This is a genomic window from Cupriavidus sp. HMR-1, assembly GCF_000319775.1.
Lineage (GTDB): Bacteria > Pseudomonadota > Gammaproteobacteria > Burkholderiales > Burkholderiaceae > Cupriavidus > Cupriavidus metallidurans.
Window position 1 is genome coordinate 1 of record NZ_ANKP01000171.1, and the last position, 26,998, is coordinate 26,998.

The following is a 26,998-nucleotide window of genomic DNA, read 5'->3' on the forward strand; positions in this document are numbered from 1 at the left end:
ACGCCGCCCCGCCGCCCACGTGCCGCCCTCGAGCACACGCGCCAGCGGGAAGTCCGCCTCGCTCAAACCGAGCGCCTGCCGCACGCCATCCGCGATCAGATCCAGCCCCGTCACGGTCAGCGCGCGCCATTCGACGATCTCCGGCTCGTCCACCGCGTGCGGGCGGCTGGCGAACGTGGCATCGCGCGGCACCATCAGTTCGAAGTCGTACAGCAAGCCACCATTGCGGTACTCGGGCAGACCCGTCAGCGCATCGAGCCCGGTCACGGTCAGCCCCGCATCCTCCAGCGGCTCCAGCAACGAATAGGTCAGCCATTGCGTGAGTTTGTGGAACGGCACCAAGCCCTCAGGCGCCGCCGGATGCCGCCAGCAATCGCCGAGCGAGATCCCCTGGATCTGCAGCCGGCCTGGCCACACAGGGCCCAGCGCCACCAGCAGCGTGCGCAACACGAAGCTCGCTTCGATCCGGCCTTCGCGTGCATGCGAGGCCAGATAGTCATACAGGTTGCCGAGCCGTGCCGGACTGCCAAACACCGCTGGTGTGTCCTGCATCACCTCGCCGAGCCGGCGCAGAAGTCCCGCGCGCCCTTCCAGGCCGACCAGCGGGTTGTGCTGCGCCACCTGGAACGCCGAGGCAATGGTCGAGGCGTCGATGCGGCAAAGGCGATCAGCGTCGGAACGTAACGGATCACCTTGCCCGGCGGAAAAGCCGCCACGCGCGAACAGGTCGAAGCTGGCAACGCCAAGTCCCTCCGAACGCGTCAGCATCATGTCGCTGGCCGCATCGCGGTAGCGCCAGTCGGGCCCGGCGCCCGCATCGAGCAGCACGCTCGGGATCACCAGATCGATACCGATCCGCGCGCGCTCCTCGCGATGCTCGGGGCCCGACATGCCCGCGCGCTCGCACAGGATCTGCCAGCGGTTGATCGTGGCCTGCCCCGGCCCGCCACTTTCAAAATGGCGCCAGCGGCTGTGATACGGCACCTGCAGCGTCGGATAGCGGCGGCGAATCGTCGCGGCCACATAGTCGGCGATCGCGTGAACGCGGTCCGGGTGCCACGTGAACAACTCGGATTCCCCCGAGGCCACGAAGTCCGTCACCACCGCGCAACGCGTTCGCACGGCTTCCGCACTGAGCAGCACGCCCGCGGGATGATCGGGTGGAACGGGGCTATGCCAGCCGCTGCCCAAGCCATCGTCGCGTCCTGCCCTGCCTCCTTCCGGAAATTCAGTCATTCCTTCAACCCCCTGCCCTTTGCCTGGGCGAGTTCCTTGGCGTCAGGCGGCGTGTACCTGGAGAAATAACCCGCCGCCACCTTCGCATCGATTTCCACGCGCGCATCGGCCGGAATCAGGGACTCGGGAATCGCCACCTGCTCCACCACCTCGATACCCTGCGCCGTCAGCGCGCCATGCTTCATATTGCTCATCGAGGCCCAGCGATCGATCCTCCTGATCCCGAGCCAGTGAAATACATCCGGCATCAATTCCTGGAACCGCATGTCCTGCACGCCGGCCACGCATTCGGTACGTTCGAAGTAGGTTTCGGCGCGGTCGCCGCCCACCTGGCGCTTGCGCGCGTTATAGACCAGGAACTTCGTCACCTCGCCAAGCGCGCGGCCTTCCTTCCGGTTATAGACCACCAGGCCCACACCACCCTGCTGCGCCATCTCGATACAAACCTCGATACCGTGCGCCAGATACGGGCGGCATGTGCAGATGTCCGACCCGAACACGTCGGAGCCATTGCATTCGTCATGCACGCGGCAGGCCACACGGGTGTCAGGCTGGCCCAGCTTCGTGACATCGCCGAAAAAGTAGAGCGTCATGCCGCCGATCGGAGGCAGGAACACCTTCAGATCGGGTCGCGTCACGAGCTCGGGAAACATGCCGCCGGTCTGCTCGAACAGGCTGCGGCGCAGCACGCTCTCCTTGATATTGAAGCGGCGCGCGATGCCGGGCAGGTACCAGACCGGGTCCACCGCCGCCTTGGTCACGCGCACGTCGCCATTGGCCTCGAGGATGTCGCCGTCGGGCTTCAGCCGGCCGGCCGAGATCGCGGCCATGAGTTCGGGCATGTTGATATGGGCACGCGTGATGGCGATGGTCGGACGGATGTCCACCCCGGCGGCGATGCGATCGGCGAAGACGGTGGAGACCAGGTGGCCCCAGGGATCCAGCGACACGATCCTGTCCGGATCGCCCCACTGCGGGTGCGGGCCGATGGCTTCGGCCGGGGATGTATCGGTCAGGTCAGGACGATGCGCGCGCTGCAGGCTGCCCGCCGCCACCGCCAACGCGCGATAGATCGCATAGGCGCCGGCGTGGGTACCGATAACGTTGCGCTGCGCGGGGTCCGTCAGGCTGGCAATGACTGGCCCCCGCTCGGCCGCCGTGGGTGCGCCCCAGTGAATCGGCTCGGCCGGCTTGTCGCGGCGTGTGTGCGAGGTCAGAACGATATGATCGGACATGGCAGCCTCGTCTCCCCGGATCGAAACCTGACCAGTTGGTCAGGTTTATATATCCATACTAGGCAATGGCCATGCCAACCCTCAACTGGGGTTGTTACCGTGAGTGACATTCCGCACGCACCGGACGGGTGCGAAATGCATGACGAGGGCGGTACATGCTGGTGCGCCCGCACCAGCATTGATTTGAGTACGTTGGCGCCGGCTGCTCAGGCCTGGGGCTTCTCGCCCCGCGTCCACTTGCGGCCGTGAATGCCTTCCTTGACGAACTCGATCACCGCGCGCAGCGGGCTGGCGGCTTCCACATAGCGATGGAACACGGCGCCAGCTACGTTGCTGGCGACCCACGCCAGCAACATCCCCAGCGCGTTGAGCATCGGCTGGCCCGGAGCGAAATGGAACACCAAGGCGTTCACTACCAGGCAGACCGGAAAGTGCACGAGGAAGACCGAGTAAGAGATCTTGCCGAAATATGCGGTGACGCGGCCACCCGGCCAATGCTCGAGCCAGCCCCCACGGCGGGAGATGGCCAGCACCAGCGCCGTGACCAGCGCGACGGCGATACGCAGGCGGAAGTCCATCGTCAGGGCCGCCACGCCAACCGCGCCAAGCGCGATCAGGGCCACCGGAGAACGATCGGGGTTCGACGCCCAGTACGCCAGCGTTCCCATGCCGTAGGCGCCAAAGAAGTAGATCGCCCAGATATCCCAGGTGGCATCACGGTTGAACCAGAACAGCGAGGCCACCGCTAGCGCCGCCACCGTCGGCACGCCCAGCGGCAACGTATCGCGTGACACCGCGCGCGCCAACCAGAGCGCGAATACCAGCAGCGCGAACAGTTGCAGATCGATTGCGATATACCAGACGCCCGCGGACAGCGCGTCGACATCGAGGATGTTGTGCAGCAGCAGGATGTGCGCGATGACCTGCGTCAGGTGCGGCGCGGCGGGTATCGAGTCGTGATGCATCCACGTCCGCGCGATGGCGGCGCCGATGATCGCGACGAGCATCGCCACGGTGTAGGGCACGACCAGTTTCTGATAGCGGCGCCATACCGTGGAAAGCGGGCTCTGGGCGGTCAGGCGTCCGGCAGGAGCCAGGCTGCGCGCGGCAAGGAATCCACTGATGACCAGGAACACCTGCACCGCGATGCGCGCGTAGTCAGACAGCCAGCCGATCAGGCCGGGGGCCAGAGATTGGGCGGCGTCGGACATCGGGCCATAGAAGGCCAGATGGTGCAACACGATCAGCTGCGAGCTGACCGCCTTCAGCGCGTCTACACACGCCAAACGAGAAGGCCGGGGGCTCATTTGTTATATGTGAGATACAAAGTGGGGCGCATTGTACCTCCATTGTTGCGTTTCAAAATGTGGAGAGTGGGTAACGCATGTAAGCAGGTGTACTGCCCTCCTGCGTCGCATCGCTTTCGACTGAACTTCCGCCACTGGCACTAGCTTATGAAAAGAAAACACAAATTGCCGGTGGCATTTGGCCAAACCGCCCTTGTTTCTCGCGTGCAGACATACAGGTAGGGGCATGGTTGTTACTCCCCCGCGAGCAATAGCCTCATCGTTTGGGCAAGCTTTCTCGTCTCCATAAAAAATTCGTATGAATGGTATGGAAAAGAAGAATGCCCGGACTGTCACCAATATTCTCTCGGCAAGAGACTTGAATCGAGCCTGAGTACCCGTTGCGAGCGGCGCCCGCCATCAGGTCGAATGAGGCAACGAAACCTCCGGGATTTCGAAGCGCGATGAGAGCTTCGATCAATTTTCGCAGACGTTAAGCTATTTTCTACTGCGCTCGCTTGCATGATTCGCGCTTCGCGTCGCGCCACCCTGGAGCGACGGATCACATCCGAATTGCACGTCTTCGCGCTCGGCGAGCCTCCCGGGTTAGGTTTTGGAGTATTGACGCCCTTTGGGTCGGCTTGTATAAAAGTTGCCGTACCCGCCACCTTCTGCAAGTGTTTTAGAAAAATAAGACTGTGGCATGGAACAACCTTGATCCGATTTTCCGGCAGACCGATGCCCGCGTGGCACGGCTTCCCAGGGACGCAACAAGGAGACAATTGTGGACGGACTGGAGACATTTCGGCAGGAGGCGCATGCCTGGCTGGAAGCGAACTGCCCGGCGGAGATGCGCCAACCGGTGCGCAACGAGGACGACATCTGCTGGGGCGGGCGCAAGTTCCGCTATCAGTCCGATGCGCAGCGCCTGTGGCTGCAACGCATGGCCGAAAAGGGCTGGACCGTTCCGGAGTGGCCGACCCAATATGGCGGCGGCGGGCTCAGTCCGGCACAGGCCCGGGTGCTGCGTGCCGAGATGGCCCGATTGAACTGCCGGACGCCGCTGCAGAGCTTCGGCATCTCGATGCTCGGCCCGGCGCTGCTGAAGTACGGCACAGAGGCGCAAAAGCAGGAGCACCTGCCCAAGATCGCACGCGGAGAGATCCGCTGGTGCCAGGGCTACTCGGAGCCCAATGCCGGCTCCGACCTGGCGGCGCTGCAAACGCGCGCTGAAGAGCGCGACGGCCACTTTATCGTCAACGGCCAGAAGATCTGGACCTCGTACGCCGACAAGGCCGACTGGATCTTCTGCCTGGTGCGCACCGACTTCCAGGCGCAGAAGCACACGGGTATCAGCTTCCTGCTGTTCGACATGGAAACCCCCGGGGTCTCCACCCGGCCCATCGTGCTGATCTCGGGCAAATCTCCTTTCTGCGAGACCTTCTTCGACGATGTGAAGGTGCCGTGCCACCAGTTGGTCGGCGAGCCGAACCGTGGATGGGAGATCGCCAAGTATCTGCTGACGCACGAGCGCGAGATGATCAGCGCCATTGGCAGCCGCGGCTTCCGCGAGCCCATGGGTCGCCACGCAGCGAAAGTCATCGGCGTGGACGCGCAGCGCCGCCTCGATGATCCGATGCTGCGCGCCCAGATCGCCCAGTTCGAGATTGACGAAGCCGCCTTTGCGGCCGCCGGCGAGCGGGCACGCGACCTGGCCAAGCAAGGCGAAGGAATGGCAGCGTTCTCTTCGGTGCTGAAGTACTACGGCGCGGAGCTGAACAAGCGGCGCTATGAGCTGTTGATGTCCGTCGGCGGCACGGACGCCCTGGAGTGGGAAGGCGAACGCAGCCAGGACGGCGCCCTGGCGCGGGGCTGGCTGCGCACCAAGGCCAATTCGATCGAGGGCGGGACCAGCGAGGTGCAGCTCAACATCGTCGCCAAGCGCCTGCTCGGCCTCCCGGGCGCCTGACGTACCGGCTCGCCCGTACCGCCACGCCTACCGCAGCCCAAAGACATCGAAGCCCTCGAAGCCCAAGGACCGTCAAAGCCGCCATGCCCATCGTATTCGACGACACGCAGGAAATGCTGCGCGACAGCGCCCTCGCCTTCCTGAAGGACAACGCCCCGATTTCCGCGCTGCGCACGCTGCGCGACACGCATGACCCCGTTGGATTCTCCCGGGATCTCTGGCGCCAGGCCGCCGAATTGGGATTCACCGGCGTGCTGATCGACGAAGCCTATGGCGGCAGTGGCCTCGGCGTGGTCGAGGCTGGCGTCATCGCCGAAGCTATCGGGGCCACGCTTGCGCCGGTGCCGTTCCTTTCCACCTCGGTGCTTGGCGCCTCACTGCTGGGGCTGTTCGGCAGCGACACGCAGCGAAGCGCGCTGCTGCCGGAGATGGCGTCGGGCCGCCACCTGACGGCGCTCGCGCTGGACGAGGGGAGCAAACACCGGCCAGAGCGCATCACCCTGCTGGCGCGACGCCATGGCGACGGGTACATGCTCGACGGCAGCAAGGTGTTCGTCGTCGACGGCCATGTGGCCGACACGTTGATCGTCGCGGCGAAAGACGCGCAGGCAGGGCCCGATGGCGACATCTCGCTGTTCCTGGTGCCGCGCGACAACGCCGGCGTCCGCGTCGAACGTTGCGTGATCGCCGATGCCACCAATGCGGCACGCGTCACCTTCGACGGCGCCCGAATTCCGGCCTATGCGCTGCTGGGCCGCGCCGGCAACGGCGCCGCGATGCTCGACAATGTGCTCGACATCGCCCGCGCGGTGCTGTCGTCCGAACTGGTTGGTATTGCAGACGCCACGTTCGCGCGCACGCTCGCCTACCTGAAGGAGCGCAGCCAGTTCGGCAAGCAGATCGGCGAGTTCCAGGCCCTGCAGCATCGTGCCGCACATCTGTTCGCGGAGATCGAACTCGCGCGTGCCGTGGTGCTGCAATGTCAGCAGCGGCTGGATGCCGGCCGCTCGGATGGGCCGGAGCCGCTGGTTTGCGTGGCCAAGGCCAAGGCCGGCACCACTGCCACCCTGGCAGTGCAGGAAGGCGTGCAGATGCACGGCGGTATCGGCATGACCGACGAACTGGACATCGGGTTCTACATGAAGCGGGCACGCACAGCCCAGGAATGGTTGGGCGACGCCAACTGGCAGCTCAACCGCTGGGCAGGGATGCGCGGCTACTGACCTGGCCAGCCCCCCCCGCCACGACGCTGGCGGGGCACGACGCAACACCGAGGCGAAAGCGATCGCGCGGATGTCGGCATACGCCCATGCCGGCCGATCGCTCACAAGGAGGCAACATGTCTGCGGTATCGACTGTACGCGCCACCCCGGGAACGACATCGGCAGCAACATCGCCGCCCGGAATCCAGCCAGCATCGCTCAGGGGTCTGCCATGAGCGCCTACTTCGTGCGTCGCCTGCTGGCACTGATACCGACGCTACTCTTCGCCAGCATCATCGTGTTCACCATCGTGCGCCTGGTGCCGGGCGACGTGGTCGATCTCATGCTGAGTCAGAACGACATCAGCGCCGATGCCCTCACCCGCGAGCAACTGGTCCACGCGCTCGGGCTCGACCGTCCTATCTGGGATCAATACCTGCGCTGGGTCACCAATATCGTGCTGCACGGTGATCTGGGGCAGTCCCTGTGGCAAAGCGAGCCGGTACTGAAAATGGTGATGGCCCGAATCCCGGCTACCTTCTCGCTAGGTGTGCTGGCCCTGTTCGTGGCACTGACGGTGGCACTGCCCATCGGCATCGTGTCGGCCACCCGCCAGGACAGCGCCGTCGACTACGTGGCACGGTCGTTCTCCATCCTGATGCTGGCCGTCCCCAGCTTCTGGCTCGGCACGATGGTGATCGTGTTCCCGTCAGTGTGGTGGGGATGGTCTCCCGACGTGCGCTACATCCCCTTTCTCGAAGACCCGGTGCAGCACGTGAAACAGATGCTGGTACCAGCCATCGTGCTGGGCATGGCGCTGTCCGCCATCACGATGCGGATGACACGCACCATGATGCTGGAGGTACTGCGGCAGGACTATATCCGCACAGCCTGGGCCAAGGGACTGAATGAACGACAGGTCATCTTCCGCCATGCGCTGCGCAACGCACTGATTCCGGTGGTGACGCTCATCGGGTTGCAGGCACCGCTGCTGATCGGTGGCGCCGTCGTCATCGAACAGATCTTCGCGGTACCGGGCATGGGCCTGTTGCTGCTCGATGCCGTGCACCAGCGGGACTATCCGGTCATCACTGGCGTCTTTCTCGTGGTCGGCGTGGCGGTGATGCTGATCAACCTGCTCGTAGACCTGAGCTACGGCCTGTTCGACCCCAAAGTGAGGCACCACTGATGGCACACCCCTCCGTCGATCCACGCGCCGTGTCCCCTTCGCTCGTTACCGCCCAGGCGCCTCCCGCCTCGCGCAGGCGCGCCCGGTTTCCGATGATGCGCCGACTGTTCCGCGACAAGCCGCTCGGCGCGGCTGGTGCCGTGATCTGCGCGATCTTCTTGTTCTGCGGCATCTTTGCCGGCTGGCTGGCGCCATACGGTGTCAACGAAATCAACATGATGGCGCGGCTGCAACCGCCGTCATGGGCGCATCTCTTCGGCACTGACAACCTTGGCCGTGACATCTTCTCCCGCTGCCTGTATGGCGCGCAGCTGTCGGTGGTGATCGGCCTGTCGGCGGCCACGCTGGCCACGCTGGTTTCCCTCGTGCTTGGCATCCTGTGCGGCTATCTGGGCGGCAAGCTGGACCTGGTGGTGCAGCGGATGGTCGACGCCTGGATGAGTTTTCCGGACCTCATCATCCTGATCGTCGTGGTCTCGGTGCTGGGCCCGGGCAGTTGGCAGATCGTCTGCACGCTGGGTCTGCTGCTTGGTATCGGCGGCTCCAGAATCGTGCGCGGGGCCGTGGTATCGGTGCGCGAGAACATGTACGTGCACGCGGCGCAATCAATCGGCGCCTCCACCAGCCGCATCCTGTGGCGACACATCCTGCCCAACGTGCTGCCGCCGGTGATCGTCCTGTTCACGACCCGTGTCGGCACCGCGATCCTGGCGGAGTCTGGACTGTCATTCCTGGGCCTCGGCGTGCCGCCGCCCGCTCCCACCTGGGGCGGCATGCTGTCGGGCGACGGGCGCACCTTCATGTTCCAGGGGCCGTGGCTCGCGCTTGCGCCAGGCATCTGCCTGACGGTGGTGGTCTACGCCATCAATGTCTATGGCGATGCCATGCGTGACCTGCTCGACCCACGGCTACGCGGCGGCCGCTGAAACGCGCCCGCCAACACCGGCCGGCAATGTGGCCCGGCGAATCACGACTCTTCAGACCCTGTAAGGAGCAAGAGATGGTGCCCATGATCAAGGCGAATGTCGGCAGGACGAACTGGCCACTGATGGCGGCAAAGGCCGTGGCGGCCGCAGCGGCGGCATTGGCCTGCGGCATCGCGGCCGCGCAGGCGGATGCGCCAAAGTACGGCGGCACGCTTGAGGTCGGATCGGTCTACCCCACCATTTCGGCGTTGTCCTGGGATCTCGCGGACTGGAACTGGAAGCAGAACTACGACACCGGTCAGGTCTATGAACAACTGTTTGCCGCGGATCTCTCCAAGTCGCGTCGCAACGGCGGAAAGTACGCCTTCCAGGCCGATGCCTGGCTGCCGCCGGATGCGATCCGGGGCGAACTGGCCGAAAGCTGGAAGTGGACCGACCCGCTGACGCTCGAGGTCAAGCTGCGCAAGAACGTCCGCTTCCCCGCGAAGCCGGGCGTGATGGAAGAACGGGAGCTGACGTCGGAAGATGTGCTGTTCAGCTACGGCCGCATGAACGCAAGCGCCAAGAAGATCCCCAGCTACTACGACTACCTGACCAAGGTCGAAGCGCCGGACAAGTACACCGTCATCTTCCGCTTCAAGGAATTCAATGCCGAGTGGGACTATCGCTTCGGCTGGGGCTACTACTCCGGCATCATGCCCAAGGAGGTGGCCACCGCCGGGGCAGCGAACTGGAAGAACGTCACCGGCACCGGCCCGTTCACGCTGAACCAGTTCACGCAGGGCAACTCCACCACCTATGTAAAGAACGCGCAGTACTGGGACACGGACAAAATCGGCGGCAAGGACTACAAGCTGCCGTTCGTCGACAAGATGGTGCTGCGCACCGTCAAGGATGAGGCCACGCGCAATACCATGCTGCGCACCGGCAAGCTCGATGTGCTGGAACTGGTGCGCTGGACTGCCGTGGACGAGCTCAAGAAGAGCGCGCCGCAGCTTAAATGGTCGAAGTGGCTCTCGTACACCGGCCAGTACCTGGCGCTGCGCGTCGATACCAAGCCGTTCAACGACATCCGCGTGCGCCGCGCTCTCAATATGGCGGTCAACAAGCAGGAGATCGTCAAGCAGTACTACGGCGGCAACGCGGAGCTTTTCGCCTACCCGCAGCATCCCGACTACGGTGGCTACTTCGAGCCGCTGAGCACAATGCCGGATTCGGTGAAAGAGCTGTTCACCTACAACCCCGAGAAGGCGAAGAAACTGCTGGCGGAGGCCGGCTACCCGAAGGGCTTCAAGTTCAAGGTTCAGGTGTGCGCCTGCAACCAGGATCACATGGAGATGCTGCCGCTGATCGGCGCTTACCTGGAACAGGTGGGCGTGAAGATCGAGATCCAGCCGATGGAGTACGGCGCGTACCTGTCCGCGATGACCACGAAGACCAATGCGCCGGGCTACATGATGGCGAATGGCCATACGAATCCGACCACCACGTTGCGCAAGAGCTTCGTGGCCGGACAGGTGTGGAACGCCTCGCAATGGAATGATCCGGCCTTCACAGCCCGCGTCGACCAGGCCTTCCAGATCCGCGACGAAGGCAAGCGCCAGGAGGCGATCCGCGCCATGACGCGCGACATCGTCGCGCAAGCGCCCTACATCTGGCTGCCGACGCCCTACGTATTCACCGCCTGGTGGCCGTGGGTCAAGAACTACGACGGCGAACTGCGCGCCGGCGCCGTGCGTAGCGGCCCGATCTACGCGCGCGCATGGATCGATCAGGAGATGAAGAAGAAGCTTGGCTTCTGATCCGCCGCAAACCCGCCCCTCCAACCACCTGAGCGTAACCATGACAGAGCCCATTCTGCAGGTGAGAGACCTGACCACGCGCTTTCGTACCGACCGAGGCGTGGTCACCGCCGTGGACCGGGTCTCCTTCGACGTGAACGCGGGGGAGACCCTCGCGATCGTCGGAGAATCGGGATCGGGAAAGAGCGTGACCGCGTTGTCGATTCTCGGCCTGATTCCGCAACCGCCGGGCGAGATTGCGTCCGGCGAGATCCGGTTCGAAGGCAAGGATCTGCTCCGTCTCAAGCCCGCCGAGATGCGCGCCATCCGGGGGAACCGGATTGCGATGATCTTTCAGGAGCCGATGTCGTCGATGAACCCGGCGCTTACGGTTGGCAAGCAGATCGCGGAGCCCATTCGCATCCACGAGCACCGCCCCTGGCGCGATGCCTATGATGAGGCCGTCGCGCTACTGGCCCAGGTGCAGATCCCCGAGCCGCGCAGCCGCGTGCAGGCATATCCGCATCAATTCTCGGGCGGGATGCGGCAGCGCGCGATGATCGCGATGGCATTGGCCTGCAAGCCGAAGCTGATCATCGCCGACGAGCCGACCACCGCACTAGACGTCACCGTGCAGGCGCAGATCCTGGACCTGCTGAAGACGCTCGCGCAAAAGTCCGGTACGGCGCTGATCCTGATCACGCATGACCTGGGTGTGGTGGCGCGATACGCGGACCGTGTCGCGGTGATGTACGGCGGCCGCCTGGTGGAGATGGCCTCGGCGGAAGCGCTTTACCGCCACCCTGCCCACCCGTACACGCGCGGGTTGATCGCCTGTGTGCCCCGTCTGGATGGCGACACCAGCCAGCCGCTGGTGCCGATCGACGGCCAGCCACCAGATCTGACCGCGCTCGGGCAGGGCTGCGCGTTCCGCCCGCGCTGCAAGCTGGCCAATGAGACATGCGATCAGGCGCCGCCCCCACTGCGCGAGATCTCCCATCAACACCTCAACGCCTGCTTCCTCCATGACGCATACTGAAACGCCACTTGCGGCGTGCCCCTCGCAGAGCGTCGCGCCCCCAAGCCGCCCCGGCAGCGCACGTCCAGACCTTGCGGGTCCCGCGGCTTCGCAGTCCCCGGTCGCTCCGGCCGTGGATCCGATTCTTCGCGTCGAAAACCTGAAGGTGCACTTTCCGGTCACGCAAGGCGTGCTGTTCAAACGCCAGGTTGGCACCGTGAAGGCTGTCGACGGCGTCTCGTTCACGCTCAATCGCGGCGAGACGCTAGGGCTGGTCGGCGAAAGCGGCTGCGGCAAATCCACTACCGGTCTGGCCATCATGAAGATGCTGCCCGCCAGTGACGGCCGCATCCTGTTCGATGGCGAGGACCTGGCTGGCTTCAAGGGTCAGCGGCAGAAGCAGTTCCGGCGCACCGTGCAGATGGTCTATCAGGACCCGTTCGCATCGCTGAATCCGCGCATGAAGGTCCGTGACCTGATTGCGGAACCGCTCGAGGTACACGGCATGGCCGGCGACCGGCAAGCCGTGCAGACGCGCGTAAGCGAGTTGCTGGACATGGTGGGCCTGCTGCCCTATATGGCGGACCGCTACCCGCACGAGTTCTCCGGCGGCCAGCGTCAGCGCATCGGCATCGCGCGCGCGTTGGCGCTGGAGCCGAGCCTGATTGTCTGCGATGAACCCGTGTCGGCCCTGGACGTCTCGATCCAGGCGCAGGTGGTCAACGTGTTCATGGAACTGCAGCGCACGCTCGGTCTGTCCTACCTGTTTATCGCGCACGATCTGGCGGTGGTACGGCATATCAGCGATCGCGTAGCCGTGATGTACCTCGGCCGCATCGTGGAGATCGCCACGCGCCGCCAGCTCTACGCCTCTCCGCTGCATCCGTACACCCGGGCGCTGTTGTCGGCCGTGCCAGTCGCCGATGTGGAGACCGAGCGACGGCGCCAGCGAATCGTACTGAAAGGCGAAGTGCCGAGCCCGATGAATCCGCCCTCAGGCTGCCGCTTCCACACACGCTGCCCGATGGCGATGCCGCAATGCCACAGCGACGACCCGCCGTTGCGCGACCGAGGCGACGGGCAGATGGTTGCCTGTCACCTGGCCGAGTAAGTGGGAGGTGGGTGGGGTGGTGGGTGGGCTGTCGGGTGATTGGCCCGCATGGCCGGGCTTCAGCGTAACAACCCCACCATCATCGGGCGCACGAACAGGTCAGCGGCATTGTCGGCGTCGGCATCGCGCACCCAGCGGCGGAGTTCCACGGCCGCATTGATCATGCCATGCACTTGCAGCGCGGCAATCGCCTGGTCCAGTGGGCGCACCGAGCCGTCCTGCATCCCTTGCACCAGGAGGCGGACGAAACGGGTGGACAGTCGCGCCATGTCACGCATCTTCGCGATCCGCATCTCCTCTGGCAAGGCGCCATAGATCGTCAGCCGCAGCAGAGGTCCCTGGCTGGAGAACTGGTAATGCACCAGCGCGCGCGATACCGCGCAGAGCTTGTCCCATCCCGTGCCGGGCAGGTCGTCGACCAGCGTCTGGGTGTTCCGGATCACCGTGGACATGCGGTCGAAGCACGCCGAAATCAGGTCGTCCTTGTTCTCGTTATGGTGATAGAACGCGCCCTTGGTCAGGTTCAGCCTTGCGGAGATCCGGTCCGCAGACGCCCCACGGTATCCCTGCTCGTTCAGCAGTTCCGTGGCGGCTCGCAGGAAGGCCTGCTGCGTCGTCTCCGGCTGCGCAAGCGCCGGGAGCAGCGCCGTCACGTCGCACTCTGTCTGCCACGCCGACTTTGGCCCCGCGATGCCATTGAGGACGATGTCCGCCAGCGTCTGCGCGACCTTTGGGTAGTCATCGGTTTCATATCGGTCGATCCAGCCGGCAGCTCCGCTGGTCAGCGACCACAGCAGGTGCGCGCGCGCACCCAGCGCGCTGCGCTGGGAGGGATCGCTGGGCAAGGCGTCGCACAGCAACCCACGGACGCGCCGGAACATGTCGTTGAAGGCGGCGAAGGCAACCTCCACATGGCTCTCGGGCAACGCGCGAATCTCGCGCAGGCTCATCAGTTCGGGCTTCTCGCCGACTGCCGTCCGCGCCAGTCGTGCCACGAACAGCGTGATGAAGGCCCGGGCGCGCTCGCTGGGGCTACCCGCTTGCGCCGCCTCATCGACGAGACCGCGCGTCTCCGCGATGGCGCGCATCAGGCAGGCCAGGACCAGATCCTCTTTTTTTCGGTAGTAGTACGTGATGCTGTTGGTGCTGAGCCCCACCTGTTGCCCGACGTCGGCCAGGGTCGTGCCGCGCACCCCCTTGCGATTGAACAGTGCCGCAGCAGTATCGAGAATGACTTCGCGCTTTTCGACGTAACGGCGGGTCTGCCGAGCTTCCGATTGGTCCGTGAGCATGAGCGGTTGGGCACGCAGGTTGGGTGCTGCGGATTATATGTGAGCGACTCGTAGGCGAAGCGCGGTTCCGCGCTGCTCGAAGATCGGCATATTTCTCCTGGCTATCGAACACACGGTATGTGCGCTCTTGATTGATAGCATTAAGTTTTCTGATATGCGATGAACTTTTAGAAACTGTGGTTTGCAGGAAGCCAGTGGTACTGCTACGCTTGCCGAGGCGCATCCGACCCCGGCGTCAAGGCGTCGCTCGCATCGCGCGACGCCTTGCCCCACACCCATCACGACCTCCCGTGCAGAGAGACTTCCCATGAGCGACATTGTCAACTACGAACTTCGCGGCCCGGTTGCCGTGCTTTCGATGAACAAGGGGCCGGTCAACGGTCTTGGCGCGGCACTGCGCACGGCCATCGCCGATGCGATGGATCGGGCCAACGCAGACCCGGCCGTGCAGGCCATCGTGCTGACCGGCACACCCCGCGCGTTCTCGGCCGGTGCCGACATCACCGAATTCGGAACGCCCAACGCCTCGCGCGAACCCAATCTGCGTGTCGTGATCGACCAGATCGAGGGCGGCGCCAAGCCGGTGGTCGCCGCAATCGCCGGGCAGTGCCTGGGCGGTGGGCTGGAACTGGCCCTGGGCTGCCACTTTCGCGTCGCGCTGCCGGACGCCCAACTGGGCCTTCCGGAAGTCAAGATTGGCCTGCTGCCCGGTGGCGGCGGCACGCAGCGCATGCCGCGCCTGATTGGCCTGGAGCAGGCCGTCAACATGGTGACGCTCGGCAACCCGGCTCCGGCCAAGAGTTTCGCGGGCACGCCGCTGATCGACCGCGTGGCCGATGGTGACGTGGTGGCCGCCGCGGTGGCATTCGCCCAGGAGCTCATCGCAGCGAAGACGCCGCCGCGCCGCACCCGCGCACTGAGCGTCAGCCACCCGCAAGGCGAGTCCTTCCTGCAGTTCGCCCGCAACAGCGTGGCGCAGCAAGCCAAGGGACAGATCGCACCGATGAAGGCGCTGGAAGCCGTGGCCGCATCGTTGACCAAGTCCTTCGACGAAGGAATGCGCGTGGAGCGCGAAGGCTTCATGAGCCTGATGGCCTCGCCGGAGTCGCGCGCGCTGCGCCATATTTTCAAGGCGGAGCATGCTGCGTCGAAGATCGCCGATCTGCCGGCCGGCACGCCGCTGCGCGAGATCAGGAAGGTTGGCGTGATCGGCGCCGGCACCATGGGCGGCGGCATCACGATGAACTTCCTCAACGCCGGGATTCCCGTCGTACTGCTGGAGATGAAGCAGGAAGCGCTGGACAAGGGTCTGGCAACCATCCGCCGCAACTACGAAAACTCGATGAAGAAGGGCAAGCTCAAGCCCGAGCAGCTCGAGCAGCGCATGGCGCTGATCACCGGCACGCTGAGCTATGCGGACCTATCCGATGTGGACCTGGTCATCGAGGCCGTGTTCGAGAACATGGACGTCAAGAAGACCGTGTTCGAAACGCTGGACAAGACATGCAAGGCCGGTGCCATCCTGGCGTCGAACACGTCGTACCTGAATCTCGACCGCATCGCTTCGTTCACCAAGCGGCCGACCGACGTGATCGGCCTGCACTTCTTCAGCCCGGCCAACGTGATGCGCCTGCTGGAAATCGTGCGCGGCGCGCAGACCGCACCCGACGTGCTGGCCACCTGCATGGCGCTGGCAAAGAAGATCAAGAAGATCGCCGTGGTCTCCGGCGTGTGCGACGGCTTTATCGGCAATCGCATGCTGGCGCGCTACGGCGCCGCCGCCGGCGCCTTGATCAACGCCGGCGCGCTACCGCAGCAGATCGATGGGGCGCTGCAAAAGTTTGGCATGGCCATGGGCCCATACCGCATGGGTGACCTGGCGGGCCTGGACATCGGCTATGCCACGCGCAAGCGCAAGGCTGCCGAGGCCGGCGTGCCGCTTCGTCCGTCGGTGGCCGACAAGCTCGCCGAGGCCGGCCGCCTGGGCCAGAAGACCGGCGCCGGCTGGTATCGCTACGAAGCCGGCAATCGTGACCCGATCCCGGACCCAGCCACCGAAACCCTGATCGCCGAATTCCGCAGCGCCCAGGGCATCACGCCGCGCGCCATCAGCGATGAAGAGGTGGTGGAGCGCTGCATCTTCGCCCTCGTCAACGAAGGCGCGCGCATTCTGGAGGAAGGCATTGCCGCACGCGCCTCCGATCTGGACGTGGTCTATCTCAACGGCTACGGCTTCCCCCGACTGCGCGGCGGCCCGATGCTGTACGCCGACATGGTGGGCCTGCCCAACGTCGTGCGGAGCCTGCGCCGCTTCGCCGCCGAACCGGGCGCCGACCCGGCCTGGCAGCCTGCGCCGCTGCTGGTGCGCCTGGCCGAGGCAGGCAAGAGCTTCGATTGATCCGGCCGATTTGGGTCGATCCGGTCAATCCGGTCGATCCGGCGCGCTAGGCAGTGTTGAGCGCCGAGGCGGAAGGCAACGCCCTTCTCGCTTCGGCGCGCGGCATTAGCTTATGAAAAAGAAATTCTTCTAACGGGGACGGCCCGGGTATACCCTCCCATTCTTTCATTGCCTGACCCCGAACATGCCGTCGATTGTGTCTGTTTCGTCTCTTCAACGCCTGCTGGCCGGTCTCGCCCTGGCTGCCGCGCTGGTGCCGGCCGCCCAGGCCCAGAATCCCCAGAGCCCGGTCCTTGATCGCATTCGCGACACTGGAACGATCACGCTTGGCTACCGCGAATCCGCGCTGCCGTTCTCGTTCGGCGACGACAAGGGACAGCCGGCCGGCTATGCCGTCGACCTCTGCCTGCGCGTGGCCGAAGCCGCCAAGGAGAAGCTCGGGCTCAAGACCATCAAGGTACGCTGGCTGCCGCTGACGCCGCAGAACCGGGTCCCGGCCGTGGTTAACGGTCTGGTCGATCTCGACTGCGCTCCGAATACCAATACGCTGGAGCGCCAGAAGCAGGTGGCGTTCAGCGTGTCGCACTATGTGTCGACAGTCCGCATGCTCGTGCGCGCCGACTCGGGTATCAAGTCGTTCGATGACTTGCGTGGCAAGACCGTGGTGACCAGCGCCGGCTCCACCGGTGACCGCCATGTGCGCCGCCTGAAGGCCGAGTACGGCTACCGCGACGTCTACGCGAAGGACCACGGCGAATCGTTCCTGCTGCTGGAAACCGGCCGCGCGCAAGCGTTCGTGATGGATGACGTGCTGCTGGCCGGCCTGCGCGCGAAGTCCAAGGATCCGTCGCAGTATGTGATCGTCGGCCCGGCGCTGTCGGTCGAACAGAACGCGCTGATGCTGTCGAAAGCCGATCCGGAATGGAAGCGCCTGGTCGACCAGACGCTGGCCAAGACCTTCGCCAGCCCGGACGTCGCGGCCATGCAGAAGCGCTGGTTCCAGCAGCCGATCGGCACGCGCGGTACCAACCTGGCGCTGGCCCCGTCGACGGAAGTCCTGCAGGCGTGGAAGCACCCTTCCGACGTTGTGACGGAATAAGCGCTTTCCGGGGGGCTCCCCCCGGAAAACCCCTGAGTTGACGGCCCAACCGGCCTTGGACACACTGGCTTGAGCGCGTCTTTACCTCCCGGTAACCCGTGCATCGAGCGAAATAACGCGAACCGCCGGAAAGCGGCATCACTCAGGAGAATTCCATGAACAAGCTTATCGCCACCGCTATCGCGCTGGGTCTGGCCACTGCCTCCGTGGCTGCCGTCGCGCAAGACAAGAAGCAGTTTGACCCGTACTCGCAAGGCGCGAAGGCCGGGCAGAAGTTCGATACCTATAGCGAGGGCGCCAAGTCAGGGGACAAGTTCGACCCGTATTCGCAGGGCGCGAACAAGAGCACACGTGCCGACCTGACCGATCAGTCGACCCAGTCGACCGACACGACCAAGAAATCGAGCAAGAGCAGCAAGAAGGCGACCAAGAAGCCGACAGCCTCGAACAACTGAGCACCCCGCGCACGGGCCCGAATCGGGTCCGCGCAAGTAAAAAGCCTCGCAGATGCGAGGCTTTTTTTGTGCCATTCGGCGACCGTTCAGCGGCGCACGGCGAAGCAGGACGGAACGACCTGCTTCGCGCCGCGCGCGCCTTACTTGCGCTTGAGCTGGGAGATATCGCGCACCGCGCCGCGATCCGCCGAAGTAGCGAGCGCAGCGTATGCCTGCAATGCCTGGGACACTACGCGCACACGATCCACCGGCTCCCACGCCTTGTCACCGCGCGCCTCCATGGCTTCGCGACGGCGCGCCAGGGTTTCGTCCGACACCGCCAGGTGCATCTTGCGCTGCGGAATGTCGATCTCGATGAGATCGCCGTCCTCCACCAGGCCGATCGTGCCGCCCTCGGCGGCTTCCGGCGAGGCATGTCCGATGACCAGCCCGGACGAGCCACCGGAGAACCGACCGTCGGTAAACAGCGCGCAGGTCTTGCCCAGGCCCTTCGACTTCAGGTACGACGTGGGATAGAGCATTTCCTGCATGCCCGGGCCACCCTTGGGACCTTCGTAGCGAATCACGACAACGTCACCAGCCACGACCTTGTCGCCCAGAATGGCGTCGACGGCTTCGTCCTGGCTTTCGAAGACACGGGCGCGCCCGGAGAAGACCCATTGCGATTCGTCCACGCCTGCGGTCTTGACGATGCAGCCCTTCTCCGCGAGGTTCCCGTAGAGCACGGCGAGACCGCCGTCCTTCGAATACGCGTTCTGCTTGTTCCGGATGCAGCCGGTCTTTCGGTCGGTATCCAGTGACTCGAAGGTGGCCGCCTGGCTGAACGCGACGGTCGTCGGAATGCCGCCCGGCGCCGCGCGGAAGAACTTCTGCGCGTCCTCGCCTGCGCCGCCGACGACATCCCACTGGGAAATGGCATTGCCAAGCGTGCCGCTATGCACGTTGCCGCACGACAGATCCAGCAACTCGGCACGCGCCAGTTCGCCGAGAATGCCAAGGATGCCGCCCGCGCGATGCACGTCTTCGATGTGGTACTTGTCGGTGGCCGGTGCGGCCTTGCACAGGCACGGCACCTTGCGCGAGATGCGATCGATGTCGGACATCGTGAAATCGACACCGGCTTCCTGGGCTGCCGCCAGCAGGTGCAGCACGGTATTGGTCGAACCGCCCATGGCCACATCCAGCGCCATGGCATTCTCGAATGCCGACTTGGTGGCGATGTTGCGCGGCAGGACCGATGCGTCCTCTTCCTGGTAGTAGCGGCGGCACAGGTCCACGACCAGGCGGCCCGCCTGTTCGAACAGGCCCTTGCGCCATGCATGGGTGGCAACGATCGTGCCGTTGCCCGGCAACGCCAGACCAATCGCCTCGGTCAGGCAATTCATCGAGTTCGCCGTGAACATCCCCGAGCAGGAACCGCATGTCGGGCAGGCGCTGCGTTCCACTTCGGCCACTTCTGCGTCGCTGACCTTCGGGTCCGCGGCCTTGATCATGGCGTCGATCAGGTCGATCTTGGCGATCACCTGGCCGTCCGTTGGGGACTTGACCTTGCCGGCCTCCATCGGGCCGCCGGAGACGAACACCACGGGAATGTTCAGCCGCATCGCGGCCATCAGCATGCCCGGGGTGATCTTGTCGCAATTGGAAATACAGACCATGGCGTCGGCGCAATGTGCGTTGACCATGTATTCCACCGAGTCGGCGATCAGCTCGCGCGAGGGCAGCGAATAGAGCATGCCGCCGTGGCCCATGGCGATCCCATCGTCCACCGCGATCGTGTTGAATTCCTTGGCCACGCCGCCGGCCGCTTCGATCTCCTTCGCAACCAGCGCGCCGAGGTCGCGCAAATGGACATGGCCCGGCACGAACTGGGTAAACGAGTTCACCACGGCGATGATGGGCTTGCCGAAATCGCCATCCTTCATCCCGGTGGCGCGCCACAAGGCGCGGGCACCCGCCATGTTCCGGCCGTGCGTCGAAGTTCGTGATCGGTACTCAGGCATCTCTTTCCTCGGATCTTGCAGTTGTGGGGTGTGTAATTGGACACAGGCCAGCCAAGGCGCCGGTATGCGGCCGCCGGGCAAGCCATGACCGCCAGCCGCACATTGGCGCATGGCGGAAAGGCGAAATAATGCGGGAGCACCGGTGAGACGTCCAATATATTTTTTTGCCACAACAAGGTCGAAAAAAATATCAATGGACGAGCGTCCAGTCAGGCCGGACTTGGGTGGCAGGCAGATAGGACGTCGCCGCCATCGAGGATGGCGAGCATTGCCCGTGCAATCAGTCAGTCGTCACGGAAGCGCCCGCGCCGTTTCAATATCAGTGTCGATGTCAGTATCGATGTCAGTGGGAGTCCTCATCCCCGGTCAGCTCCAGCGCCGTGACATTGACCTTCTGCACCTTGTTGTTCTGGCGGATCTCCGTGCGTAGCACGAACGCCTCGGTCGGGCAGTACCAGTCAGTCACGTGCAGGACGCTCGGTTCGAGTTGCAGCAGTTCGTCGCCAATCATCAACGGCCCGAGCGACGTGCGCTTCTCATAGGTAATCGGCATGCATTCCTTGCGGCCGAGCACCGTGTCGATCATCTGTTTGCGGCCCACGTGGCGCGAGCCAACGATGATCGAGGCGTGCTGCGCCTGCATGGTGCCGACCATGTCGTCGGACCCGAGCGGATAGATCTTGAGGTCGACGGCGGACTGGAAGGTCTCGCCTTCCAGCGTCGTGTTCTCGCGAATCGTCATGCCGGCGTAGTTGAAGACCCCGCTGCCTGTAAATGACGCCCCGCCGAACATCCGGGCGTATCGGGCCTGGGCGTTGATCGTGGCGTTCCGGCTGTCGATCCGGGTACGGGTGGAGTTTCGGTCGATATTGATCTCGTGGACCTGATCCATCACCACCGGCGGTCCCATCAGGGCGGAAAGCGCCGACTTCGACCGTACTTCTAGTTGGGCGCTACAGCCCCTTGCGGTACGCATGACGTCACGCAGCGTCATCGTGATGGACATCGGCATGGTGCCATCGCCTTCCATCTGGACGCGAGCGCCGGACCGGAACCAGGGCGCGTCGCAAAGCTGGGGACCGACTGGCGCCGCCTCCGCGGCGGATGCGCCATCGGTCACAGGCGCGGCCATCGGCTCGGCCGAATCCGCCAGTGCATTACCAAGCACTCCTAACAGCAAGATCGATAGCAAGGCCGATTTCATCGAGGTCACCCGGGTTCGAGCGTCGGCATCCTCCCGCGCAGCCGGCCGACGAGTCATGAGTATTGCGCGAAATGCCCTTGAAAGAAATGGCCGGGCTCATGTCTGATACATGGCCGATCCGGCCGAAACCACGACCCCGGTGTGCTGTCGTGCTACCATTGCGCGCCCGTGCCCCTCGCGGCCGGGCCCAGGCGATGCCGGGCGCTCGGGAGCCCGATCGGTATTGCCGGTTCCTGGGGCTTATTCAAAGCCTGTTGTCCACCAAGTCGGGTCTTGTCGCGTTGTGGGGAGTTCGCCACATGCCGGCCGTCGTATCGCGTCCGGCTTCCGGCCATTTCAGGAGATTTATGCGTAGTTCCTCGCCCTCGCGTCACGACGGGCTGCCCCCGGGCATGATCGCCTCAGTGGTGCTGGTCGTCATCGCGGTATTGCTGGTCTGGTTCGGCACGCTCGATGCCCGCCACCTGCTACGCCCGGACGAAGGCCGATACGCAGAAATCTCGCGCGAAATGTTCGCCACGGGCGACTGGGTGACGATTCGCTATAACGCCCTCAAGTACTTCGAGAAGCCCCCCTTCCATATGTGGGTGACGACGATCGGCTACGAGCTGTTCGGCGTCGGAGACTGGCAAGCCAGGCTCGCCGTGGCGCTGTCCGGCCTTGTTGGTCTCGTGGTCACCATGATGGCCGTAATCCGCTGGTATGGCGCGCGTGCCGGGCTGCTGGCCGGGCTGGCGTTGCTGGCCATGCCGATGTGGAGCGTCACCGGCCATTTCAATTCGCTGGACATGACCCTCTCGGGCGCGCTGGCGTGTGTACTGGCCTTCATGCTGCTGGCCCAGCACCCCGATGCGTCCCCGGCTGCCCGTCGTGGCTGGATGCTGGCCTGCTGGGCGGCCATGGGCGTGGCGATCCTGACCAAGGGGCTGGTGGGCATCGCCCTGCCCGGCCTGGTGCTGGTGGTCTACACCCTCGTGACACGCAACCTTGCCCTGTGGGGCCGCCTGCACCTGGTGAGCGGCATCGTCGCCATGCTCGTGGTCACTGTGCCCTGGTTCTGGCTGATTTCCTCGCGCAACCCCGAGTTTCCGCATTTCTTCTTTATTCATGAGCACTGGGACCGCTATACCTCGACCGTGCATTCGCGCAAGGGATCGATCTGGTATTTCGTACCGCTGCTGCTGGCCGGGACGCTGCCCTGGCTGGGCCTGACCCCGCGCATGTGGACTGCCGTGCGCGAACGCGCTGGCGCGGTGCGCGGCGTCGGCGCGAAGCCGTTCCAGCCTGCCCTGCTGGCATTCATCTGGTTCGCGGCGATCTTCGTGTTCTTCAGCCTGTCCGGCTCGAAGCTGCCCGGCTATATCGTGCCGGTGTTCCCGGCGCTGGCCATCCTGGTCGCCGTGGCGCTGGAACAGATCAACGAACGGTCGTGGCTGCGGCAGATCAATGCGGTCACGGTGCTGTCGGTGGCCGGCATCATCGCTTCGCCGTTCGTCGCCACGCTCGGCAACGAGACCAACCCCAACGCCGTGTTCCGCGTCTTCGCCATCTACGTTGGCGTGGCGTTCGCAGTACTTCTGGTCGGAATGGTCCTGGCGCGCCGCCTGCTGCGCGCCTATGGCCTGCTGCCGAGCATCACCGCGTTCTCGCTTGCCTTTTTTCTGACCTGCACCATCGCCCTGATGGGCCACGAAGTGATGGGCCGCCGGGCATCGGGCGTCGACATGGTGCCGGCCATCAAGGCCGTGCTCAAGGACGACATGCCGCTCTACGGGGTGGGCGTTCTGGATCACACGCTGCCGTTCTACCTGGGCCACACGCTGGTCATGGTGGCGGCCCCGGATGAACTCGAATTCGGCACCCAGCAGGAGCCGGACAAGTGGATTCCCACCATGGACGGCTTCATCGCCAAGTGGCGTGACGGCCAGCCGGCCCTCGGCATCATGTCTCCGGACACCTACGATAGTCTGGCGGCCAGCCACCTGCCGATGTATGTGGTGGCCCGCGACGTGCGCCGAGTGGTAGTCAGCAATTTCCCGCCGCCGGCCGCGCCGGCACCGTCGCCCAAGGACTCCAGAACCGCGCCATGACGCTATCGACCTTCGCCTTCATCTTTACCGGCGTGCTGCTCAACGCCTGCGCGCAGCTTCTGCTCAAGGCCGGTGTCAACGCCGTGGGCGCGATCACGATCGATCGCGCCACGCTGTTCACCACGGCTTTCCGCGTGCTGACCCAATGGCCAGTCATCGGCGGCCTGACCCTGTACGTGGTAAGCGTGGCGGTCTGGATCGTCGGCCTGTCCCGCGTGGACGTGTCGATTGCCTACCCGATGCTCTCGCTCGGCTACGTGGTCAACGCCCTGGCGGCGTGGTGGCTGTTTGGTGAGATGATTGGCCCCTTGCGCGTCGCCGGCATCCTGCTGATACTGGCTGGCGTTTTCCTGATTGCCCGCTCCTGACGATCATGACTGCTTCCGCTCCGCAGGATTTCCTGCCGTTCGTCCGCCCAAATATTGACGATGCCACCATTGCCGAAGTCGGCAAGGTGCTTGCATCCGGCTGGATCACGTCCGGACCCAAGGTGCAGGCGTTCGAGGCCACGCTGTCCGATCTGTTCGGCGGCCGCCCCGTGCGAACGTTCTCCAACGGCTCGGCAACGATGGAAATCGCGCTGCGCATCGCCGACATCGGCCCCGGCGACGAAGTCATCACCACGCCGATCACCTGGGTCGCCACGGCGAACGTGGTCCTGACGGTCGGCGCCCGACCGGTCTTCGTCGATATCGATCCGCGCACGCGCAATATCGACCTGGATGCCGTAGAGGCCGCCATCACGCCGCGTACGCGAGCCATCATTCCGGTCTACCTGTCCGGTCTGCCGGTCGACATGGACCGCCTCTACGCCATCGCGAAGCGCCATAACCTGCGTGTGATCGAAGATGCCGCGCAGGCCATCGACTCGCGCTGGCGCGGCCAGCGCATCGGCGCATTTGGCGATCTGGTCAGTTTCAGCTTCCAGGCCAACAAGAACATCACCACGATCGAGGGCGGCTGCCTCGTCATGAACTCGCCGGAGGAAGCGCAGCGCGCGGAGCGCCTGCGGCTGCAAGGCGTGATCCGCACCGGCATGGACGGCATGGACGTCGAGGAGCCGGGCGGCAAGTTCAACCTGACCGACGTCAACGCTGCCATTGGGCTGGCCCAGCTCCAGCATCTGGACGCGATCACCGCACGCCGCGCCGAACTGGCCGAGACCTATTTCCGCTGCGCAGCCAATGCCGGACTGGCCGATCTCGGTATCGAACTGCCGCTGCCGCGCGACCCCGACGTGGCTACCACCAATTGGCACATGTTCCAGGTGGTGCTGCCGACCGACCGCCTGCGTGGTGGCGCCGCTGAAGCGCGCAAGCACGTCATGGAATCGATGCGCGAGTCCGGCATCGGCACTGGCGTGCATTACCCACCGGTTCACCTGTTTACTTACTTCCGCTCCCTGGGCTGGCGCGAAGGCATGCTGCCGCATGCCGAGCGCATTGGCCGCGGCATCGTCACGCTGCCGATGTTCCCCGCCATGCAGACAGCCGACGTGGAGCGGGTTTGCGCAACTCTAAGCGAAACATGCAAACGCCTCTCTCTCTAAGCTCCGTCGAGGTCTCGGTCGTCATCCCCGTCTACAACGAGGAGGGTGGCCTGCAGGCGCTGTTCGACCGCGTCTATCCGGCGCTGGACAGCCTGGGCGAATCCTACGAGATCATCTTCGTCAATGACGGCAGCGCCGACCGCTCGCCGCAGATGCTGGCCGCGCAGTTCCACAAGCGCCCGGACGTGACCCGGGTCATCTTGTTCAACGGCAATTTCGGTCAGCACATGGCCATCCTGGCCGGCTTCGAGCACACGCGCGGACGCATCGTGATCACGCTCGACGCCGACCTGCAGAACCCGCCCGAGGAAATCCCCCGGCTGGTGGCCGAGATGCGCAAGGGCCATGACTACGTCGGCACGATTCGCCGCCAGCGCAACGACTCCGCGTTCCGCCGCTACGCGTCGCGCGCGATGAACCGCCTGCGCGAGAAGATTACGAAGATCAAGATGACGGACCAGGGCTGCATGTTGCGCGCCTACGATCGCAACGTCATTGACACGATCAACGCGTGCCGCGAAGTCAACACGTTCATTCCCGCGCTGGCCTACACGTTCTCGTCGAACCCGGTGGAAATCGAAGTCGGCCACGAGCAGCGCCACGCTGGCGAATCCAAGTATTCGCTCTACCAACTGATCCGCCTGAACTTCGACCTGGTCACCGGCTTCTCGATCGTGCCGCTGCAATGGTTCTCGGCGATCGGCACGGTGCTGTCGATCTCCTCGGCCGGCCTCTTCGTGATCCTGCTGATTCGCCGCTTCCTGCTCGGCTCTGAAGTCCAGGGTGTGTTCACGCTGTTCGCACTCAACTTCTTCCTGGTCGGCATCATGCTGTTCGGCATCGGCCTGCTGGGTGAGTACGTCGGCCGGATCTATCAGGAAGTGCGCGACCGCCCGCGCTACCGCATCCAGGCGGTGCTCGAGCGTGACCCCCGTGACCCGAAGACCGACAACACAGCGGAGGCCTCGTGCGCGCAGTAGTCTTTGCCTACCATAACGTCGGCGACCGCTGCCTGCGCGTGCTGCACGCGCGCGGTGTGGACGTGGCGCTGGTCATCACGCACCGCGACCGACCCGACGAGAACATCTGGTTCCGCCGCGTGGCCGACACGGCCGCCGAACTGAACCTGTCGTTCATCTATGGCGAGGACCCGACCGATCCGGCATTGGCCGAGGCCGTTCGCGCCGCGAAGCCCGATGTCATCTTCTCGTTCTACTACCGGTCGATGATCCCGGCTGACCTGCTGGCCGTGGCGCCGCAGGGCGCCTTCAACATGCATGGTTCGCTGCTGCCGAAGTATCGCGGTCGCGTGCCGGTGAACTGGGCCGTGCTGCGCGGCGAGGAAGAAACCGGCGCCACGCTGCACGCGATGGAAGCCAAGCCCGACGCCGGCTATATCGTCGACCAGACGTCAGTGCCAATCCTGCCGGACGACACGGCCGGCGAGGTCTTCGAGAAGGTCACCGTCGCCGCCGAGCAAACGCTGTGGCGCGCGCTGCCCGCCATGATGGCCGGGCAGACACCCAAGCGGCCCAATGTGCTCTCCGAGGGCAGCTATTTCTCGGGACGCAAACCCGAGGACGGCCGTATCGATTTCAGCCAACCGGCAGCAGCGGTCTACAATTTGATCCGCGCAGTCGCGCCGCCCTACCCGGGCGCATTCACCGACATTGGCGGCCGCCGCTTCATCGTCGCGCAGGCACGCCGCCTCGAACCGTCAAGCGTGCCGGCGGGTCTGCAGCCTGGCCTGCATGTCGTGGATGGCCGTATCGTGGCGGTCGGCGGAGACGGCGGAGCCATCCGCGTGACGCAGTTGCTCGAAGGTCCGAACGCCGACAACGCGAGCCCGGTATCTGTACAAGTATTCCAAAACATCATTACTGCGAAGTCCTAAGAGGAAAACCGATGAAAAAGGTCCTGATTCTTGGCGTCAACGGCTTCATCGGCCACCATTT

Annotated in this window: 21 protein-coding genes; 15 read left to right on the forward strand and 6 right to left on the reverse strand. The window is 64.6% G+C overall.

All coding sequences use genetic code 11. The features are described from left to right. The 3 genes from D769_RS19340 to D769_RS19350 form a co-directional block, all read right to left on the reverse strand. Positions 1 to 1,236 (reverse strand): URC4/urg3 family protein (locus D769_RS19340; protein ID WP_008648509.1); only part of this gene is annotated, 1,236 nt, incomplete at its 3' end. Then, positions 1,233 to 2,471 carry a GTP cyclohydrolase II gene (locus tag D769_RS19345; RefSeq protein WP_008648510.1) on the reverse strand — a complete coding sequence of 413 codons (1,239 nt, stop codon included), beginning with the start codon at positions 2,469 to 2,471 and terminating at the stop codon, positions 1,233 to 1,235. The genes D769_RS19340 and D769_RS19345, both read right to left, overlap by 4 nt. Positions 2,472 to 2,677: 206 nt before the next feature. Further along, positions 2,678 to 3,778: an acyltransferase gene (locus D769_RS19350; RefSeq protein WP_035883543.1), complete on the reverse strand. Its 1,101-nt coding sequence runs from the start codon at positions 3,776 to 3,778 to the stop codon at positions 2,678 to 2,680. 763 nt (positions 3,779 to 4,541) lie between these two features. Here D769_RS19350 and D769_RS19355 point away from each other — a divergent pair. The 7 genes from D769_RS19355 to D769_RS19385 all read left to right on the forward strand — a co-directional run bounded on the left by D769_RS19355 (position 4,542) and on the right by D769_RS19385 (position 12,953). Next, positions 4,542 to 5,726, forward strand: coding sequence for an acyl-CoA dehydrogenase family protein (locus tag D769_RS19355; protein ID WP_008648515.1), 1,185 nt, complete (start codon positions 4,542 to 4,544; stop codon positions 5,724 to 5,726). 83 nt (positions 5,727 to 5,809) lie between these two features. After that, on the forward strand, positions 5,810 to 6,949 hold the full coding sequence (locus D769_RS19360) for an acyl-CoA dehydrogenase family protein (protein ID WP_008648517.1): 1,140 nt from the start codon (positions 5,810 to 5,812) through the stop codon (positions 6,947 to 6,949). A 211-nt stretch (positions 6,950 to 7,160) separates the two neighbouring features. Further along, positions 7,161 to 8,117 (forward strand): ABC transporter permease, encoded by a 957-nt coding sequence (locus D769_RS19365; RefSeq protein WP_008648520.1) that lies wholly within the window; start codon positions 7,161 to 7,163, stop codon positions 8,115 to 8,117. After that, on the forward strand, positions 8,117 to 9,043 hold the full coding sequence (locus D769_RS19370; RefSeq protein WP_040011139.1) for an ABC transporter permease: 927 nt from the start codon (positions 8,117 to 8,119) through the stop codon (positions 9,041 to 9,043). The genes D769_RS19365 and D769_RS19370 overlap by 1 nt, the downstream gene beginning before the upstream one ends. 74 nt (positions 9,044 to 9,117) lie before the next feature. Continuing rightward, positions 9,118 to 10,845 carry an ABC transporter substrate-binding protein gene (locus tag D769_RS19375; protein ID WP_008648525.1) on the forward strand — a complete coding sequence of 576 codons (1,728 nt, stop codon included), beginning with the start codon at positions 9,118 to 9,120 and terminating at the stop codon, positions 10,843 to 10,845. 40 nt (positions 10,846 to 10,885) lie between these two features. Further along, on the forward strand, positions 10,886 to 11,863 hold the full coding sequence (locus D769_RS19380) for an ABC transporter ATP-binding protein (RefSeq protein ID WP_008648527.1): 978 nt from the start codon (positions 10,886 to 10,888) through the stop codon (positions 11,861 to 11,863). Positions 11,864 to 11,975: 112 nt separating this feature from the next. Next, positions 11,976 to 12,953 (forward strand): dipeptide ABC transporter ATP-binding protein, encoded by a 978-nt coding sequence (locus D769_RS19385; protein WP_008648528.1) that lies wholly within the window; start codon positions 11,976 to 11,978, stop codon positions 12,951 to 12,953. A gap of 59 nt (positions 12,954 to 13,012) precedes the next feature. On the opposite strand, the gene D769_RS19390 is transcribed toward D769_RS19385, so the two are convergent. Further along, entirely contained in the window at positions 13,013 to 14,245 is a 1,233-nt protein-coding gene (locus D769_RS19390; RefSeq protein ID WP_008648530.1) for a TetR/AcrR family transcriptional regulator, read from the reverse strand. Between the two features lie 307 nt (positions 14,246 to 14,552). Here D769_RS19390 and D769_RS19395 point away from each other — a divergent pair, with 307 nt between their 5' ends. From D769_RS19395 to D769_RS19405, 3 genes are all read left to right on the forward strand, one after another. Beyond that, a complete protein-coding gene (locus tag D769_RS19395) occupies positions 14,553 to 16,643 on the forward strand; it encodes a 3-hydroxyacyl-CoA dehydrogenase NAD-binding domain-containing protein (RefSeq protein WP_008648532.1) in 2,091 nt (696 codons plus the stop codon). 184 nt (positions 16,644 to 16,827) lie between these two features. Next, positions 16,828 to 17,742, forward strand: coding sequence for an amino acid ABC transporter substrate-binding protein (locus tag D769_RS19400; RefSeq protein ID WP_008648535.1), 915 nt, complete (start codon positions 16,828 to 16,830; stop codon positions 17,740 to 17,742). Between the two features lie 155 nt (positions 17,743 to 17,897). Beyond that, positions 17,898 to 18,197 (forward strand): hypothetical protein, encoded by a 300-nt coding sequence (locus D769_RS19405; protein WP_008648536.1) that lies wholly within the window; start codon positions 17,898 to 17,900, stop codon positions 18,195 to 18,197. Positions 18,198 to 18,337: 140 nt separating this feature from the next. Here the strand turns inward: D769_RS19405 and ilvD are convergent, their stop codons facing one another. Beyond that, the gene (gene ilvD, locus D769_RS19410; protein ID WP_008648537.1) at positions 18,338 to 20,200 is read right to left on the reverse strand and encodes a dihydroxy-acid dehydratase; all 1,863 of its coding nucleotides are present in this window, start codon (positions 20,198 to 20,200) and stop codon (positions 18,338 to 18,340) included. A 343-nt stretch (positions 20,201 to 20,543) separates the two neighbouring features. Next, the gene (locus D769_RS19415; protein ID WP_008648539.1) at positions 20,544 to 21,404 is read right to left on the reverse strand and encodes a hypothetical protein; all 861 of its coding nucleotides are present in this window, start codon (positions 21,402 to 21,404) and stop codon (positions 20,544 to 20,546) included. A gap of 347 nt (positions 21,405 to 21,751) precedes the next feature. On the opposite strand from D769_RS19415, the gene D769_RS19420 reads away from it, so the two are divergent. Genes D769_RS19420 through D769_RS19440 form a run of 5 tightly spaced genes read left to right on the forward strand, consistent with a single transcriptional unit; the run spans position 21,752 to position 26,937 of the window. Beyond that, the gene (locus D769_RS19420) at positions 21,752 to 23,494 is read left to right on the forward strand and encodes a glycosyltransferase family 39 protein (protein ID WP_040011140.1); all 1,743 of its coding nucleotides are present in this window, start codon (positions 21,752 to 21,754) and stop codon (positions 23,492 to 23,494) included. Beyond that, positions 23,491 to 23,862, forward strand: a complete 372-nt coding sequence (locus tag D769_RS19425) for an EamA family transporter (protein WP_008648542.1) — start codon at positions 23,491 to 23,493, stop codon at positions 23,860 to 23,862. Before D769_RS19420 ends, D769_RS19425 begins: the two co-directional genes overlap by 4 nt. A gap of 5 nt (positions 23,863 to 23,867) precedes the next feature. Beyond that, positions 23,868 to 25,043 (forward strand): DegT/DnrJ/EryC1/StrS aminotransferase family protein, encoded by a 1,176-nt coding sequence (locus D769_RS19430; RefSeq protein ID WP_008648543.1) that lies wholly within the window; start codon positions 23,868 to 23,870, stop codon positions 25,041 to 25,043. Further along, positions 25,022 to 26,023 carry a glycosyltransferase gene (locus D769_RS19435; RefSeq protein WP_008648544.1) on the forward strand — a complete coding sequence of 334 codons (1,002 nt, stop codon included), beginning with the start codon at positions 25,022 to 25,024 and terminating at the stop codon, positions 26,021 to 26,023. Before D769_RS19430 ends, D769_RS19435 begins: the two co-directional genes overlap by 22 nt. After that, a complete protein-coding gene (locus D769_RS19440) occupies positions 26,011 to 26,937 on the forward strand; it encodes a formyltransferase (protein ID WP_008648545.1) in 927 nt (308 codons plus the stop codon). The genes D769_RS19435 and D769_RS19440 overlap by 13 nt, the downstream gene beginning before the upstream one ends. The last annotated feature ends 61 nt before the right edge of the window (positions 26,938 to 26,998 follow it).